Source organism: Alkalispirillum mobile, from assembly GCF_003664325.1.
Classification (GTDB): domain Bacteria; phylum Pseudomonadota; class Gammaproteobacteria; order Nitrococcales; family Halorhodospiraceae; genus Alkalilimnicola; species Alkalilimnicola mobilis.
This window is the reverse complement of record NZ_RCDA01000004.1, coordinates 128,210-145,731: the sequence shown is the minus strand read 5'-3', so window position 1 is coordinate 145,731 and position 17,522 is coordinate 128,210. Positions and strand designations below refer to the sequence as shown.

The 17,522-nt window shown below is 66.7% G+C and carries 12 protein-coding genes, 1 tRNA gene and 1 pseudogene; 5 read left to right on the top strand and 9 right to left on the bottom strand.

Annotated features, from left to right (window positions below; all coding sequences use genetic code 11):
* Positions 1-74: 74 nt before the first annotated feature.
* A complete protein-coding gene (gene putA, locus DFR31_RS11890) occupies positions 75-3,227 on the bottom strand; it encodes a bifunctional proline dehydrogenase/L-glutamate gamma-semialdehyde dehydrogenase PutA (protein WP_121442909.1) in 3,153 nt (1,050 codons plus the stop codon).
* 314 nt (positions 3,228-3,541) lie between these two features.
* Here putA and putP point away from each other — a divergent pair, with 314 nt between their 5' ends.
* Positions 3,542-5,044, top strand: a complete 1,503-nt coding sequence (gene putP, locus DFR31_RS11885; protein ID WP_121442908.1) for a sodium/proline symporter PutP — start codon at positions 3,542-3,544, stop codon at positions 5,042-5,044.
* An 11-nt stretch (positions 5,045-5,055) separates the two neighbouring features.
* Here the strand turns inward: putP and DFR31_RS11880 are convergent, their stop codons facing one another.
* A complete protein-coding gene (locus DFR31_RS11880; RefSeq protein ID WP_170153692.1) occupies positions 5,056-5,337 on the bottom strand; it encodes a hypothetical protein in 282 nt (93 codons plus the stop codon).
* A gap of 43 nt (positions 5,338-5,380) precedes the next feature.
* A complete protein-coding gene (locus tag DFR31_RS11875; protein ID WP_121442906.1) occupies positions 5,381-8,032 on the bottom strand; it encodes a bifunctional diguanylate cyclase/phosphodiesterase in 2,652 nt (883 codons plus the stop codon).
* A 101-nt stretch (positions 8,033-8,133) separates the two neighbouring features.
* Between DFR31_RS11875 and DFR31_RS11870 the strand changes: the two are divergent.
* Positions 8,134-9,431: pseudogene (locus DFR31_RS11870) on the top strand (hypothetical protein).
* Between the two features lie 124 nt (positions 9,432-9,555).
* Entirely contained in the window at positions 9,556-11,775 is a 2,220-nt protein-coding gene (locus tag DFR31_RS11865; RefSeq protein ID WP_121442905.1) for a TonB-dependent receptor domain-containing protein, read from the top strand.
* 68 nt (positions 11,776-11,843) lie between these two features.
* Here DFR31_RS11865 and DFR31_RS11860 read toward each other — a convergent pair whose 3' ends face one another.
* From DFR31_RS11860 to tenA, 4 genes are all read right to left on the bottom strand, one after another.
* Positions 11,844-12,371 (bottom strand): cytochrome b, encoded by a 528-nt coding sequence (locus tag DFR31_RS11860; RefSeq protein ID WP_211328300.1) that lies wholly within the window; start codon positions 12,369-12,371, stop codon positions 11,844-11,846.
* Positions 12,372-12,529: 158 nt separating this feature from the next.
* Entirely contained in the window at positions 12,530-13,267 is a 738-nt protein-coding gene (locus tag DFR31_RS11855; RefSeq protein ID WP_121442903.1) for a DUF429 domain-containing protein, read from the bottom strand.
* Positions 13,268-13,307: 40 nt separating this feature from the next.
* Positions 13,308-13,802: a porin family protein gene (locus tag DFR31_RS11850; protein ID WP_121442989.1), complete on the bottom strand. Its 495-nt coding sequence runs from the start codon at positions 13,800-13,802 to the stop codon at positions 13,308-13,310.
* 166 nt (positions 13,803-13,968) lie between these two features.
* Entirely contained in the window at positions 13,969-14,637 is a 669-nt protein-coding gene (gene tenA / locus DFR31_RS11845) for a thiaminase II (protein WP_121442902.1), read from the bottom strand.
* A gap of 264 nt (positions 14,638-14,901) precedes the next feature.
* Between tenA and DFR31_RS11840 the strand changes: the two genes are divergently transcribed.
* Both DFR31_RS11840 and DFR31_RS11835 read left to right on the top strand, forming a co-directional pair.
* The gene (locus DFR31_RS11840; RefSeq protein ID WP_121442901.1) at positions 14,902-15,864 is read left to right on the top strand and encodes an ATP-binding cassette domain-containing protein; all 963 of its coding nucleotides are present in this window, start codon (positions 14,902-14,904) and stop codon (positions 15,862-15,864) included.
* Positions 15,861-16,625, top strand: coding sequence for an ABC transporter permease (locus tag DFR31_RS11835; RefSeq protein ID WP_121442900.1), 765 nt, complete (start codon positions 15,861-15,863; stop codon positions 16,623-16,625). Before DFR31_RS11840 ends, DFR31_RS11835 begins: the two co-directional genes overlap by 4 nt.
* Before the next feature lie 98 nt (positions 16,626-16,723).
* On the opposite strand, the gene DFR31_RS11830 is transcribed toward DFR31_RS11835, so the two are convergent.
* A complete protein-coding gene (locus tag DFR31_RS11830; protein ID WP_121442899.1) occupies positions 16,724-17,098 on the bottom strand; it encodes a hypothetical protein in 375 nt (124 codons plus the stop codon).
* A 199-nt stretch (positions 17,099-17,297) separates the two neighbouring features.
* Positions 17,298-17,374, bottom strand: a tRNA-Met gene (locus tag DFR31_RS11825).
* Positions 17,375-17,522 lie beyond the last annotated feature (148 nt).

Here is a 17,522-nt window from a genome sequence, read left to right as displayed (position 1 = left end):
CCTCCACTGGCGGTTTCGGCCCAACGGGTTGATCCATCATGTGCTCAGGGTGCCCGGCGCCGTCAAGTCACGGCTTAATCGTCCTCGCCCATGGCGAACAGGCTGGCGTTGCCACCGGCGGCAGCGGTGTTGATGGTAATCACCCGTTCGGTGGCATAGCGCAGCAGGTAGTGGGGCCCACCGGCCTTGAACCCGGTGCCGGACAGCCCCTCGCCACCGAAGGGCTGGGTGCCCACCACCGCGCCCACCATGTCCCGGTTGACGTAGGCGTTACCCACCCGGGCCCGGTTCACCACCGCTGCCGTGGTCTCGTCGACCCGGCTGTGCACACCCAGGGTCAGGCCGTAGCCGAGGCTGTTGATCTGGTCCACCAGCCGGTCCAGCTCCCCCGCCTTCCAGGTGACCACGTGCAGCAGGGGCCCGAACTGTTCCCGCTCCAGCTGGTCCATGCGATCCAGTCGGTAGACGGCGGGAGCGATGAAGGTACCCTTCTCGCAGTCCGGCTGCAGCGGTGCCTGATGCAGTAACCGCCCTTCCCCGACCATACGTTCGTGGTGGGCCAGCAGCCCATCCAGCGCAGCCTGGTCGATCACCGGCCCCACATCGGTGGCAAGCCAATGGGGGTCACCCACCGCAAGGGCGTCCATGGCGCCCTTGAGCATCTCCAGCAGTTCGTCGGCGATGTCCTCCTGCACGCACAGGATTCTCAGGGCGGAACAACGCTGGCCGGCGCTGTGGAACGCCGAGCGCACGATATCCACCACCGCCTGCTCGTGCAGGGCAGTGGAGTCCACCACCATGGCGTTGAGCCCACCGGTCTCGGCGATCAACGGCACAATGGGCCCCTCGCGCTCGGTCAGCCCCTGCTGGATCCGGCGCGCGGTGTCGGTACCGCCGGTGAAGGCCACCCCGGAAATGCGGGCATCACCCACCAGGTGCGGGCCGATCTCACTGCCGGCACCCGGCAGCAGGTGCAGGGCACTCTTGGGGATGCCGGCCTGATGCATCAATTCCACTGCCTTGTGGGCGATCAGGCTGGTCTGCTCCGCCGGCTTGGCGATAACCGTGTTGCCGGCCGCCAGGGCAGCGGTGATCTGGCCGGTGAAGATGGCCAGCGGGAAGTTCCAGGGGCTGATGCAGAGGAAGGTGCCGCGCGGGTGCAGGCGCAGTTCGTTGCGCTCACCGGTGGGACCGGGCAGCACCGTGGCCTGCCCGAACAGGCGACGGGCCTGATACGCGTAGTAGCGGCAGAAGTCGGCCGCCTCGCGCACCTCGGCGATACCGTCCTCCAGGCTCTTGCCCGCCTCCCGGGTACACAGAGCCATCAACTCGGCACGGTGTGTCTCGTACAGGTCGGCGATCTTTTCCAGGGCCTGGGCGCGGGTATCGGCGTGGGTATTGGCCCACCCCTCCCGGCCGGCCACGGCGGCCTCCAGGGCGTGCTCCACGTCGGCGTGTTCGGACCAGACCACCCGCCCCACCTGACGCTGGCGGTCTGCGGGGCAGTGCACCGCCTCCCCGGCACCGGTCTTGGCCTCGCCGTTGATCAGCGGCGCCGCCCGCCAGGCATGCTCGCTGGCTGCCTCCATGGCCTCGGCCAGGTGCACCATCTCATGCCGGTCGGAGAAGTCCACCCCGATGCTGTTCAGTCGCTCCTCGCCGTAGAGGTCCCGAGGCAACGGGATACGCGGGTGGCGCAGGGTCTTGCGCGCCCGCAGGCTGGCGGCCGGATCGGCGATCAGCGCCTCCACGTCGCCCTCGTGGATGCGGTTGACGAAGGAGGAGTTGGCGCCGTTCTCCAGCAGCCGCCGCACCAGGTAGGCCAGCAGCTCCTCATGGCTGCCCACCGGGGCGTAGATCCGACAGGGGATGTCCGGCCCGCCCTTGCGGCCCACCAGTTGCTCGTAGAGCGCCTCGCCCATACCGTGCAGGCGCTGGAACTCGAAGGCCTGCTGGCCCGCCATCTCCATCACCGCGGCCACCGTGTGGGCGTTGTGGGTGGCGAACTGCGGGTAGATGTGGGGGCACTCGTTCAGCATCCGCCGGGCGCAGGCCAGATAGGAGACATCGGTGGCGGCCTTGCGGGTGAAGACGGGGTAATCGGTGTGTCCCTGTACCTGGGTGTCCTTGACCTCCGTGTCCCAGTAGGCGCCCTTCACCAGGCGAACCATGAGCGTGCGGTTGTGCTTCGCCGCCTGCGCCTCCAGCCAGCCCACCAGGGCGTAGCAGCGCTTCTGGTAGGCCTGAATGGCCAGGCCGAAGCCCTCCCAGTCCGCCAGCCCCGGCTCTGCCATCACCGCCTGAATAACGTCCAGTGAGAGATCGAGTCGCCAGGACTCCTCGGCATCCACGCAGAGAGCGATATTGTATTCCCGGGCCAGATCGCAGAGTTCCAGCAAGCGGGGCAGCACGGTGCCCTTCACCCGCTCCTCCTGCCCCGGCTCGTAGCGCGGGTCCAGTGCGGACAGCTTCACCGAAACGCCAGCGCGGTCACGGATGCCCGCCTTGGGATCGGCGGCCTTACCCACCTGATGGATGGCGTTGCGGTAGGCCTCGAAATAACTCGTGGCGTCGGCATCGGTGCGGGCGGCCTCTCCCAGCATGTCGTAGGAGTAGCGATACCCCTTGCGTTCGTTGGGTCGGGCGCGCTTCAGCGCCTCGTCTATGTCCCGCCCGAGCACGAAGGTATCGCCCAGTAGCCCCATGGCCCGGCGCACCGCAGTGCGGATAACCGGCTCACCGGCGCGGGCCACCATCCGGTGCAACACCCCGCCCAACCACCGGTCTCGGTCACGGGTGTCGATGATGCGCTCGGTGAGCAGCAGCCCCCAGGTGGCGGCATTGACGAACAGCGGCCGATCCCGCCCCAGGTGGGTTTCCCAGCGCGAGGCGGTGAGCTTGTCATGAATCAGTTTGTCTGCGGTGTAGCTATCGGGAACCCGCAGCAGCGCCTCGGCGAGGCACATGAGCACGATGCCCTCCTCGCTGGACAGGTCGTACTCATGCAGCAGGGCGTCCACCCCCGACTGCCCCTTCTGCGCGCGGATCAGCCCCATGACCAGCGACCGGGCGTGCTCCTGTATCCGCCGGTTGGCGGTCTCCCCCAGGCCGGCGCGGTCCAGCATGGCCTGCGTGACCCGGGCCTCGTCAGCGCGGTAGGCCTCTGCGAGGGCGTCCCGCTCAGGGTGGATCAGGGCACGGGGGTCGGGATGCACGAAGTGGCTCATGAGCCCTCCTGTCGCGGATCGGGCGGGGTTAACGTGTGTCAGCCGACCATTGCCCCGCCTTGGCATCGGTAAAACCTTTGTCTAACTTAACAGAGTCTGGACCACCTGCGTCCGGCTGCAAGTGAGGGCAGCGGACGAAAGGGCGGCAGGCACCGTTTCGATCGATTGGGGCGAAAAAACGGACAACCCGAGGTACTGGCAATGGAATACGCACTTACAGGGGCCACCTGGTTCTGGCTGTTGGTCCCCATGCCGCTGCTGGTGGTGCTCGCGCTCATCAGCCTGATCCGGCACAAGATGCGGGGGGATGACTGATGAACGGGGATGTGGAGATCAACTTCGCACTGCTGGCGACCTTTGTCGTCTACCTGATCATGATGATCCTGGTGGGCATGCTCGCCTACCGGGTCACCAAGAACCTGTCGGACTACATCCTCGGCGGTCGCCGTCTGGGGGCCGGCACCGCGGCACTCTCCGCCGGGGCCTCCGACATGAGCGGCTGGCTGTTGCTGGGCCTGCCCGGGGCGGTCTTCGCCGCCGGCATGAACCAGATCTGGATCGCCGTGGGCCTGACCATCGGCGCCTACCTCAACTGGCAGTTCATCGCCGAACGGCTGCGCCGTTACACCCAGGCGGCCAGCGATTCCATCACCATCCCCGCTTACTTCGAGAACCGCTTCCGCGACGACAGCAACATGCTGCGGGTAGTCGCCGCGCTGGTCATTCTGACGTTCTTCACCTTCTACACCTCCGCGGGCCTGGTTGCCGCCGGCACGCTGTTCGAGGGCACCTTCGGCATCGACTACACCCTGGCGCTGGCGGTGGGCGCCGCGGTCATCCTGGTCTACACCCTGCTCGGCGGCTTTCTGGCGGTCAGCTGGACGGACTTCATCCAGGGCATCCTGATGTTCGTGGCGCTGATCCTGGTGCCGATCATCACCATCATGAACCTGGGGGGCTGGTCAGAGGCCACCAATCAGGTGGGCGAGCTGGATCCGGGGGCGCTGGATGCCCTGCACGACATGACCCTGTTCGGCATCATCTCGTTGATGGCCTGGGGCCTGGGCTACTTCGGTCAGCCGCACATCCTGGCCCGCTTCATGGCCATCCGCAGCCCGCGGGACGTCCCCATGGCGCGGTTCATCGGCATCAGCTGGATGGTGCTGGCCCTGTTCGGCGCCATCTTCACCGGCTTTGTCGGCATGGCCTACTTCGGCGGCCCGGACGGGCTCGACAACCCGGAGACGGTGTTCATCGTGCTGATCCAGTCGCTGTTCAACCCCTGGGTGGCGGGCTGCCTGCTGGCGGCGGTGCTGGCGGCGATCATGAGTACCATCGACTCGCAGCTCCTGGTCTCCTCCTCGGCGCTCTCGGAGGACTTCTACAAGCGCTTCCTGCGCCCCGAGGCCGGCGACCAGGAGATGGTATGGATCGGTCGCGCCACGGTGCTGGGTATCGGCGTTATCGCCACAGTGCTGGCCATGAACCCGGATGCGGCGGTGCTCGACCTGGTGGCCTACGCCTGGGCCGGCTTCGGGGCGGCATTCGGCCCGGTGGTGATCCTTTCGGTGTTCTGGCGCGGGATGACCCGTAACGGGGCACTGGCCGGGATGATCACCGGCGCCATCACCGTGCTGCTCTGGGATCAGCTGAGCACCTGGACCGAGGTGGGGCTCTTCGACATGTACGAGATCCTCCCCGGCTTCATCCTGGGCACGATCGCCATCGTGGTGTTCAGCCGTATTGGCGGCGGCCCCACGCCGGAGATGGAAACGGAGTTCGACAAGGTGGCCTCTGATACCGAGCACCACCGCTGAGCCGGCGGGTATCAGCGACGGCCGGGGGGCGGGCTTTTCGGCTTGAAGCCCTCCGGCTTGTCCGCTATCCAGCGTGCAAAGCGCTGGATCTCGGGATGCCCGCGCAGGGCCTCGCCGGTGTTGTAGTGCCGCTCCAACTCCTTCTCGGTGAAGGTGCGGTGGATATGGCTGTGACAGGGCCGGCACACCCAGAGGATACGCGTCTTCACCTCCGCCCGGTCGAAGCGCTTCTTGTTGCGCCGATTGCGGTGACGGGTGCGCGGGATCAGGTGGTGGCGGGTCAGCGCCGCCATGCGCCGGCCGCAGAGTTCGCAGTGGTCGGGTTGCGGGGGCAGCTCAACCACGCTGTGCCCCGGCCAGGTAGGCTTCGAAGGCCGCCAGGGGCAGCGGCTTGCTGAGCAGGTAGCCCTGGTAGTACTGGCAGCCCAGTTCGTTCAGATAGCGCTGGTGCGCCTGCACCTCCACGCCCTCGGCCACCACCTCCAGGCCCAGGCTGTGGGCCATGGCCATCACGGTGGAGACGATGGCGCAGTCGTCGGCGTCGTCCGGCAGATCCCGGATGAAGGAGCGGTCGATCTTCAGGCGCTGCACCGGCAGGCGCTTGAGGTAGCTGAGCGAGGAGTAGCCGGTGCCGAAATCGTCTATGGCCAGTGACACCCCCAGGGCTCGGAGCTGCCGCAGGGTCTCCGCGCCCCGCTCGGCGTGCCCGATGACGAACCCCTCGGTGATCTCCAGCTCCAGGAGGTCCGGCGTCAGACCGGTCTGCTGGAGCACGTGGCGCACCTCGCGCACCACGTCACCATGAACGATCTGGGCCCCGGAGAGGTTCACCGAGATGCGCAGGGGCTGCCCGGCCACCTCCCAGCGGCGTGCCTGGGTACAGGCCGCCTCCAGCACCCAGTGGCCAATGCGGTGAATCAGGCCCGAGTCCTCGGCAATGGGGATGAAGCGGTCGGGCGGCACCATGCCCAGCTCCGGTGAGTGCCAGCGCAGCAGCACCTCGGCCCCGAACACCTGGTCATCCGCCAGCCGGGCCTGGGGCTGGAAGTGGAGCGCCAGCTCGTCACGCTCCACCGCGCGACGCAGCCCGCCCTCCATGTCGAACCGCTCCCGGGTCTGCTCGCCCAGCTCCGTGGTGTAGAACTGGAAGGTGTTCCGTCCGCGGTCCTTGGCCTGGTACATGGCGGTGTCGGCGTTCTGGATCAGGGTCTCCGGGGTACGGCCATCGGTGGGGAACAGTGCGATCCCGATGGAGGCACCGATAAAGATCTCCTGACCCTCGACCACCTGCGGTTCGGCCAGGGCGCGGCGGATCTTGCGCGCAACGGCCGCGGCATCCTCCGGCCGGGACAGCCCCTCCAGCAGCACCAGGAACTCGTCCCCGCCCAGCCGGCCCAGTGTGTCCTGGGCCCGCAGCGCATGCCCCAGGCGCTGGGCCACGCGCTGCAGGAGCTGATCACCCACCGGGTGCCCCAGCGCGTCATTGACATCCTTGAAGTGGTCCAGATCGACGAACAGCACCGCCAGCATGGCCTCATGCCCGGCACCGCGGCGCTCCACGGCCCGGTGGACCGCATCCCGCAGCCGCTCGGTCACCAGCGCGCGGTTTGGCAGACCGGTGAGCACATCGTAATGGGCCAGGCGGCGGATCCTGGCCTCCGAGGCCTTGCGCTCCGAGATGTCGTTGAAGATGTAGATGTAGCGAAGCGATTCACCGGCATCGTCGTGCACGGCGCTGATGGTCTGCCAGGCCGGGAAGTACTCCCCGGTGGCCCGCGGGTACCAGACCTCGCCCGACCAGGCGCTCTCCTGCTGCAGTTGCTCGCGCACCTGCGCGAACCAGTAGGTGTTATCGCTATCGGCGGGCCGCATGAAGGCCACCAGGTCCCGGCCGCCCATCTCGCCCCCGGTCAGCCCCGTGACCTCGGTGAAGGCCCGGTTGGCCTGCACCACCCGGTGGTCCTGATCGGTGATGATGATCGCCTCCTGGGCGCTGTCGAAGACGCTGGCCGCAAGGCGCAACTGCCCCGTCTGCCGACTCACCCGTCGCATCAGCGGACGCAATGCCTGCCCCATCCCCAGGGTTGCCAGCCCCACCATGAACAGCACGATCACCGTCGGCCAGACCAGCTGTCGGGCGGCGGGGGCATAGAAAGGCGCAAAGGGCACCTCCACCACCAGCGCCCAGCCCGAATCCACCAACGGGGCGTGGAACAGCACCACCCGCCCATCGTCATCAGCCAGCCGGGACAAGCCGACCTCCGCCTCCAGCAGGGACGGCAGTACCGAGTCGACTCGGCCCGCGTCGGCAATCCCGGCCAACACCGGCTCATGCCCCCCCTCGACGCCCAACCGCACACCAGCGGCTGGCTCCACCAGAAACTGTGCCGCTTTACTGCCGAACCGTTCGGACCCGGCCAGCAGCCCGGCCAGTTCATCCGGCCAGAAATAGAGGACATCGGTCCCGATCCGCTCCCCGTCGCGCCCGGGTATGGCGGCCGCCACGCGGACCAGGGGCTGGCCCTCCAGCACCACCATGGTCGTGTGCAGGGTGTCGGCGAATACGGTTTCGGGCTCCTCCGGCACGGCGGCAAGGCCCAGCTCGACCACCGTCTCGCCCGCCGGCCCCAACCGCACCAGGCCGGCAATCGCGTCGGACTGCCCCATGGGGTCGCGCAGGCGGGGTTCGGTATACTCACGCAGGGTCGCCATGGGCAGATCGCCGTCGGCGTAGGCCTGCAGACGGCGCCGGATCTCGGTCCGGCTGGTGAACTGGCGGGCGATATCGCGATACCGGACCACGATGTTGTCCAGGGCATCCGCCTGGGCAGTGGTACTGACCAGCGTGGTCTGCTCCACGCCCTCCCGGGCGGTATGAAAGAGGGGCACGGCGGTACTGAGCCCCACCAGCAGCCCGGTCAGCAGCACCCCCAACGCGGCCAGGGCGATGATGCGTTGCTGGGTCTGTTTCAGGTCCGGTTTTGACACGGGCGCGCCCCGGCTCAAGCTGCCATTGGGAAATAAGCTGCACCCACAGCCGCCACCAGCGGTGACACGTCACTACCTCCAGAACGGCAGGGACAGGCCTGATGCAGAATCCGCAGTCTAACAAAGCAGCACTCCCGGGAGGGCTTTGGTTCGCGGCCCTGCTCCTGGTCCTCTGGCTCGCCCCCGCGGGCGGCCTGCCGGCCGCCGCTGACACCGGACCGACCGAAACCCGGGGCGGAGAGACCGTTACGCTGCACTTTTTCTGGACCCGGCAGTGTCCCCGGTGCATCGAGGCCCTGCCCGCGGTACAGCAGATGGACGAGGACTATGACTGGCTGGAAGTGCGCAGCTACAACCTGAGCGCCGAGCCCCAACTGGGACAGGTCTACCGCCAACTGGCCGGCGCCCTGGGTGAGGAGGCACGGGCGGTGCCCGGGTTTATCTTCTGCGATGCCATGCTGGTGGGCTTCGATGATCACGGCCGGCAGGAGGCCCGGTTGCGCCAGTTGCTGGAGACCTGCCACGCCCGCGTGCAGACCGGCGCGCCCCCGGTGCTGGACCGCGCCCTGTGGACCGACCCGGAGCCGTTACGGCTGCCGCTGGTCGGCGACGTTCAGCTGGACAACCTCTCCTTGCCCGCCTTGACGCTGCTGCTGGCCGGGGTGGACGCCTTCAATCCGTGCGCCTTTTTTGTCCTGCTGTTCCTGCTCAGCGTGGTGGTACACAGCCGCAGTCGGGGGCGCATCCTGCTGATCGGCGGACTGTTCGTGACCGTCTCCGGGGTCATCTACTTTACCTTCATGACCGCCTGGCTGAACGCCTTCCTGGTCTTCGGCGAGATGCCGCTGGTCACCCGACTGGCAGGCCTGGTAGCGGTCACCATGGCGCTGATCAACATCAAGGACTACTTCTGGTTCAAGCGGGGGTGTCGTTGAGCATCCCGAACTCGGCACAGCCCGGGCTGTTCCGGCGGATGCGTGCCCTCACCCAGGCCGACAGCCTGCCCTGGGTGGTGGGGGCAACGCTGATTCTGGCGGTAGTGGTCAACCTGTACGAGATCCTCTGCACCATGGGCTTTCCCATGATCTACACCCGAATCCTCACAGCCCACGACCCGGGCGCGCTGGGCTACTACGGCTATCTCGTCGCCTATAACGTCATCTACGTCCTGCCGATGCTGATCATCGTTGCGCTGTTCGCGTTCACCCTGGGCAGCCGGAAGCTGCAGGAGCACGAGGGCCGGCTGCTCAAGCTGCTTTCCGGCATGATGATGCTGGGGCTGGGCTTGGTCCTGTTGCTCCGGCCAGACCTGCTCGCCAACCCGGCACTGGCGATCGGGGTGATCGGGCTGGCCCTGTTGGTCACCTGGCTGATTCGTCGTCTATGCCCCACGCGATGAGACCTGAACCCAGTTTTAATTAATCCAAACAAAACCTGACGCAAAACGTGGCCTTCCCCTTCCTGCCCGGGTAGCATACGTAATGCGAACCATTCGCATTACTATTAACAGGAGGGATTCCATCATGCGTCGTGAAGGCCAATCGATTCCATTCAGCGGGCTACTGGTCACCGCCATCCTTGGGGGGCTTGGCGTAGCCAACGCCAGTGAAAGAACACTGGATACCATCGTGGTGACCGCCACAGGCTTCGAGCAGGCCCTGAAGGATGCCCCGGCCAGCATTTCCGTTGTCGGCCGCGAGGAGCTGGAGCGTAACCGCTTCAGCAACATTGCCGAGGCGCTGGCCGACGTCCCCGGGGTGGACGTGCGGGAGGGCACCGGCAAGACCGGAGGCCTGAATGTCAGCATCCGCGGCATGCCCAGCGAATACACGTTGATCATGATCGACGGCCGCCGCCAGAACACATCGGGGGATGTCACGCCCAACGGTTTCGGGGAGACCGCCACCAGCTTCATGCCCCCGGTTTCCGCCATTGAGCGCATCGAGGTCATTCGCGGCCCCATGTCGACCCTTTACGGCTCCGATGCCATGGGCGGGGTCATCAACATCATCACCCGCCCCGTCACCGACACCTGGAGCGGCTCGGTCGGCGTGGAAAGCACGTTCCAGGAGGACCGGGATGCCAGCAACGACAGCACCCTCAACCTCTTCGCCACCGGCCCCCTTGTGAACGACCGGCTGGGGATGCAGGTGCGAGGCCGGCTGTATGACCGGGAGGCCTCGGAACGTCTGATCGAGGACAGCGTGGCCCGTGATCCGCGCCCCACCGAGGCGCGGATCTACAACGTTGGCGCGCGACTCTCGCTCACCCCGGACGCTCGCAACACCCTCTGGCTGGATGCCGATCGCAGCCGCCAAGTGTATGACAACTCGGACAGCCGCCTCGGCACCCTGGACGAGACCGACCGCAGTACCGGCGAGCCCGCCCCGGGTGTCTTTTGGGGCTACAAGGATGAGATGCGCTTCAACCGGGATCAGATCGCCGTGGGCCATGAGGGGTTCTACGACCTGGGTACGCTGGAGAGCAGTCTCACCTACAACGTCACCGAGACTCTGGGCCGCACCCTCCCGGCGGGCAGCGCTCCGGAGTATGGGTACGAAGCCACCGGCGGTGAGGACCGTGTACTGGAGAACCGCGACCTGACCCTGGACAGCAAGCTCGTCATGCCCCTGGGTCGCCACGTGCTCACCCTGGGCGGCCAGTACGTGGATGCCGAATTGGAGGACGGCGCTGCCGGTGACCAGACATTCTCCCAGGAGAGCTGGGCCCTTTTCGTGGAAAACGAATGGTGGATGCGCGACGACCTCGCCCTGACCCTGGGCGCCCGATACCAGGACCACGAGGCGTTCAGCGGCCACCTGACCCCACGCGCCTACCTGGTATGGAACACCACCGACCGGTGGACGCTGAAGGGGGGCGTCAGCCAGGGCTACAAAACCCCCACCCTCAACCAGTTACACGACGGCGTGACCGGCTTCACCGACCAGGGACGGGCGGTGAACATCGGCTCTCCCGACCTGGAGCCGGAGGAGACCACCAACTACGAGCTTTCGGCCCTCTACGAGGATCGCCGCCTGCAGGCCGGCGCCACCCTCTTTTACAACGAGTTCAGGGACAAGATTGCCGACGGCGATCCCATCCTGAACTGCCAGTTCACGGACGGTGACGGCAACCAACCCTACGCCGGCCGCGACGACTGCCTGAGCATCGGTGACTTCACCCAGCAGGAGAGCTTCGGCCAGCTCGTCAACATCGACGAGGCGCGAACCCGCGGGGTGGAACTGCACGCCAGTTACCGGCTGAGCCCGCAGTGGGCGGTCAGCGGCGGCTACACCTATACCGACAGTGAGTTCACCTCCGGCGACCAGAAAGGCCAGGTGCTGACCAACGCCCCGGAACACGTGGTCACCGCCCGGCTCAACTGGCTGGCCAGCGAGCGGCTGCACCTTTGGGTGGACGGTGAGTACTACTCCTCACGGGAACGGTATACCGGCGCCCGGCCCGAGGAGGGGACTCAGGACAGGGCCGAGTACGACGCCACCGGCAACAAGCTGAAGAGCTACGAGCTCTTCCACCTGGGCGCCTCCTACCAGGCGGCAGACAACGTACGCCTGACCGGAAGAATCTACAACCTGCTGGACAAGGACTTCTCCAGCGGCACCCGCTACGGGCACCAGGGAGAGACCCACTACGCCTACGACTACACCCGCACCTGGCGAGCCACCGAGGGAGGGTACCGGGACGGACGCAGCGTGTGGCTGTCTGCCAACTACGAGTTCTGAGCGAGACCAGTTTCGCTAGCTGCCGGTCCGGGCCGCTCCAACGGGGCCCGGACCAGCCTGAAGACCCATCACCGCCGCCCGGCCATCCGGGCGAGCACCGCCGGGCCAGCCCTGAATTGGTGGTGCAACGCCAAGGCAATGTGACCGACGATCAGCACCGCCAGCGTCCACCCCAGAAAGCCGTGGAAGAGGCCGCCGGCGGCCACCATCCATTCTACGGAATCCCCCTCGAAACCCGACATCAGCGGAATGCCGAAGGGCTCGTAGGCGCGACCGGAGCCGTATTGGCGCAGCAATGCCACCAGCGGCACCACTACCATGAGGCCGTACATGAGTCGGTGCCCCCAGGGCGCCAGCGCATTGACCGCGGCCGGCCGCTCCGACCGATTGGCCCAGGCCCAGAACAGCCGGAACAGTGCTAGCAGGCACAGGACCAGCCCCACCTCGCGGTGGGTCGGCCAGACCAGGTCGTACAGCACACCCTCCCCCAGTACCACCCGGACGGTGGTGGTAAAGAACATCCAGAATAGCGCCAGGGCCATGCCCCAATGGAGCACCCGGGTCACCATGCCGTAAACATCACTGTTATCTTTCACGTTGCCTCCTTGATCGTGCCACCGATCCATTACAAAAATGCCCGCAAGCCAGGGCGCGGTGCGGGCAGCATAACAACACGGGGCGCAGGGATTGGCCGGAAAACCGGGATTCTGAATTGCGTGAAACAGGTGAATAGGCCCCGGAAGAGTGCTCTGGATCAGCCCGGATCGCGCACCCACATCCAGCCCTCGCGCCGGGCCAGGTCCGGGTGCTCCGGTGGCATGGCCTTGCCGGTCAGGAAGTCATGCGCGGCCAGGAGGCAGAGCACGGCATCCAGGCCATCCGCGCCGGTTCGGATATCCGGCACCCCGGCGGTAACGGCAATGCGCTGTTGCACCTCGCCCAGGAGCCGCTCACGCACCGCTCCGTTGCCGGCAGCCCGGTAACCCCGGCTGTCCATCCCGTAAGCGGCCAGGGTTGCCGCGGGATAGACCTCGATCGCACCCGGCTGTTGGAGAGCGGGCGACCAGGCTAGAGGGATGTCGAGGCCCAGTTGGCATCTAAGGCCCTGCAGGAGTGCCAATGCCGCATGGGCGGTGCGGGCAATCCGATCGGCACCTACATCCAGCGACTGCTTGCCGAGTCGACGACGGATGAACCGGTCGGTCTCCCGCCGGAACAGGTCGTTGGCGGGGGTCTCCAGGGGGGCGCCGGCAGCATGGCAATGGAGCCCCGCAGCGAGCGCGACCGGCCAGCCCAGGGGCGCATCCAGTGCCAACAACACCGGTCCATCCCGTTTCGCGAGCTGCCGGGCCACCTGAGCCACGGGCGGGTCGGCCGGGGAGCCCATGGTCACGCCCGTGACCGTGGTCTGCCCCCGGGCGTAGACGCCGAAGGCCAGGCCAACACGCGCGGGGGTCGTGGCGCAGTCAACGCCGATCACATGGACCGTCATGTGAGCAGCCCGGGGTTGCAGGCGCCAGCGCGGCCGCGGATCACATGCGGATGCCGACCTTGCCCATCACCCGGTAGTTGTCCATATCCTCGCTGACACCGTGGAAGCGTTCGCTCTCGGTGAACTGGTAACGGGCTTCCACGCCCATGAACACGTTGTTGTCCAGGGTGTAGTTCATGCTGCCACCCACCTGGGCGCCCCAGAGCCCATTGGTCTCACCGCCGAGCCGCGCACGCATGTAGCTGATGCCGGGGCCGGCGCCGATCTCCAGGCGGGGCGCCACCTCGAACATCCAGTGAGTGTTCAACTCGGTGGAGGTCATGCGCAGGGGGCGGTCGTCGTAGCGGGTGATGCTCAGCTGATGCCGCAGCACACCCTGTGCGGGCTGCAGCAGCAGGCAGTCGGCGGACGCCTCCACACCGTAACCCCAGTCCGAGCTGGCACCGGAGAGCTCCGGATCGATCACGCCACCCATCACGGCGATACCCGGGGAGAGGTCCCGCACCATATCGGCTTGGGCCACACCCCCGGCCATAGCGACGGAAACCACGGTCACGGACAGCGCGTTACGCAGGTTCAACATCTCTCACCTCACTGGATCATCCATAAATTCGCGACGGGAACCGTTGCCCGCAGAATAGATCACTGCATCCTGATGGATCTTGTGTCCCCGGGCAAGGCGAGCCCCCTGGGGCGACCGCTCAGTCGGCGCGGTCCAGCCCCATCTGCCAGAAGTCGATCTCCAGGCGCGTGGCGTCTCGAAACACCTGGGTCAGTTCGGCAAAGCGGGCGGGGGTAACATCCGCCAGGCGGGCGTCCAGCCAGTCCCGCTCGGCACGCATGGCGGCCTGGAACTCGTCGCTCTCGTACATGGCGATCCAGGCGTCGTAGGGGTTGCCTTTGCCCCGGACGGTCTCCGGGCGTCCATTCAGCCAGTTCGCGATCTCACCGTAGCCCACCAGGCAGGGAGCCAGGGCCACGTGCAGGTCCAGCAGGTCGCCGCGGTTACCCGTATCCAGCACGTACCGGGTATAGGCCATGGTGGCGCGGGCCTCGGGCAGCGCGGCCAGGTCCTCTTCGGAGATGCCCCATTCGCGGCAGTAATCCACGTGCAGGCCCATCTCCAGGTCGACGATGGCCTTGAGGCCTTCGTGGGCCTGCCGCAGATCTTCGAGGGTGCGGCTCTTGTAGGCCGCGAGCGCATAGGCACGGGCGAAATGGATCAGGAACAGGTAGTCCTGCTTCAGGTAGTGGCGGAAGGCCTCCTCCTCAAGCGCGCCCTCTCCGAGGGCGCGCACGAACTCGTGCTCGATGTAAGTGCGCCAGTCCCCTTCACAGGCCGTGACCAGGTCACTGAATCGGTAAGTCATCACCCCTCCATCGGATGCGCCGGCAAACGATACGGCAGAAATTAACTATGGGGGCGCACAGCACCTGACACAATGGCCAACCGGCCCTGGTGTTCGCCCACCCCAGCGAGCGCGCCTCTTGCGCCTGATGGGCGCAGGGCTCGGTCAATGCCAAAATACCCGGGTATTGGGGCGGGGCCCGGGCTGCGGTGGCAATGCGGACTTTTCGAGAGGCGCAGAACCCCGCCGCCCGGATCGGCGAGTATGCCTGCCAATGGAGTGCACATGAGCCACGCGATCAAAGTAGAAGGTTTGGTGCGGGACTTTGGCGGCACCCGCGCACTGGATGGCGTGAGCCTGAACGTGCCGACCGGACAGGTGCTGGGCCTGCTGGGGCCGAACGGCGCCGGCAAGACCACCATCGTCCGAACCCTGGCCACGCTGTTAGCCCCCACCGCGGGACGGGCTTGGGTCGGCGGCTTCGACGTCGTCGGCGAGGCGGCGAGGGTGCGCGAGATCATCGGGCTGACCGGCCAGTATGCGTCGGTGGACGAAAAGCTGACCGGGCGCGAGAACCTGATCCTGGTCGGCCGCCTGCTGGGACTGAAACGCGCGGAGGCAAGGGCGCGGGCGGACGCGCTGCTCGCGGATTTCTCCCTGGAAGCGGCCGCGCGGCGGCCTGCCCAGACCTATTCCGGCGGCATGCGCCGGCGCCTGGACCTGGCGGCCAGCCTGGTAGGGCGGCCGCGCATCCTGTTCCTGGACGAGCCGTCCACGGGGCTGGACCCGCGGGCAAGGCGGGACCTGTGGCACCGCATCCGCCAGCTACAGGCCAGCGGAACCACCGTGTTGCTGACCACCCAGTACCTGGAGGAGGCGGATGCCCTCGCCGACTTCATCGTGGTGCTGGACCAGGGCCGGGTGATCGCCGAGGGCACCTCCGCCCAGCTCAAGTCACGCGTCGGTGCGCGCACCCTGTACGTGACCGTTTCCGACCCGGCCCTGGCCGCACGCGCTGCGGAACAGGTGGCCGCGGTCACGAGTGTGCAGGCGCAGGTGGACGGCGAACAGATCAGCGCACCGGTGCAGGACCCGGTGTTGCTGCCTTCGGTGCTGCGGGCCCTGAACGACGCCGGCATCGGGGTCGCGGAGTTGGGCCTGCGCGGGCCTAGCCTGGACGACGTATTCCTCGCCCTGACCGGCCACGGCGGCCAGTCAGGGCCCAATGCAGCGGAGGACGCCCCGTGAGCGGCCTGCAGCAGACACTCACGCTGGCCTGGCGCAGCCTGGTCCAGGTGCGGCGCAACCCCTGGGAACTCGGGGACTACAGCATCCAGCCGATCCTCTTCCTGGTGCTTTTCCTCTACGTCTTCGGCGGGGCGATCGCCGGCTCGCCGGACGACTACCTGGCATTCGTGCTGCCGGGGGTGATCGTGATGAACATGCTGTTCGTTACGGTCTATGTGGGCCACGGGCTGAACACCGACCTGACCAAGGGCGTGTTTGACCGCTTCCGCGCCCTGCCGATCCCGCGCTGGGCACCGCTGGCAGGCCGCATCCTCGCGGATATGGTCAAGCAGGCACTTTGCATCGCGCTGCTGCTGACCGTGGGCTACCTGCTCGGATTCCGTCTCGCCACCTCCGTGGCGCACCTGCTGGGCATGGTGCTGCTGGTGCTGGTGTTTGCCGTCGCTTTTTCCTGGGTGATGGTGCTGGTTGGCGTGATGGCGCGGGACCCGGAGCACGTGCAGCTGTTCGGCTTCACGGCGCTGTTCCCGGTGACCTTCGTCAGCTCCGCGTTCGTGCCGGTGGAGACCATGCCCGGGTGGCTGCAGGGCTTCGTGTACGCCAACCCCGTATCGCTGCTCGCGGACGCCGCACGGGGACTGATGAACGGCGGCCCGGTCGCCGCCCCGGCGTCGTGGTCCCTGCTCTGGGCCCTGGGCATCGCGCTGGTATTCGCGCCGCTATCCGTCTATGCCCTCAATCGTCGCCTGGCGCGTGGCTGACGGCGACGCCGATGAACACCGGGGCAAGAGACAAGTCGGGTCGAATGGGCGCCAAGGCCCCCGCAGCGGGGTGATCCGGGGGGGGCGCCCGCCAGCCGCTAAACGACAATCCAGCCGATCAGCAACCCGCCTCCCAGCGCCATCAGGACAATCTGCGCCGATGCGAGCCCACCTACCGTAATCAGCCCACCGCTCAGCCGGTAGGCGGCAATGCTCACGGGCCGTCCATCGGCCCCGGTCAGCGGCAGGCGCTCAACCACGGAAGCCAGCACCCGGGTTAGAACGATGGCGCAGAGCACCGATAACGCGAAGGAACTGATGGCCAGCACCAGCAGCAACCGCGCAATACCTGCTGGATCGCCGCCCTGCAACACGATCACGCAACCGGTCGCGGCGGCGAAATCCACTCCGATAAGCCACTTGCTCCAGTCCCGGAGGGAATCGATGGCGTGCTTCTGGCTGTCCTGATCCATAGGCAACCCCCCGGGGCAGTAACCGGTGTGTGGGCTCCGTCAACAGATCAGAGTATAGCGGGTAGCACCTGGGCGACTGCCCGGCTGCAGAATGCTCGCCATTGTCCTGGCATCCCAACGTAACTGCGTAGGGGGGGTACAGCAGACTTGTCGCAGGCGATACAGGCGGAGTGACAGGAGGGTAACTACTTGAAAATAATGGTGGCTACGGGTGGACTCGAACCACCGACCCTCGCATTATGAGTGCGATGCTCTGACCAGCTGAGCTACGTAGCCACTCGAGCGGCGAATTCTCGCCCGCCACCCGCCTGCTGTCAAGGCCCGGACCCGGCCTGAACGCCCTTGCATTGCACCGCTAACCCTTGAGTGCCATCTTGTAAAATCAAGACCTTCAAAAGACCGCAAACACACCAGCCCCGAGGAG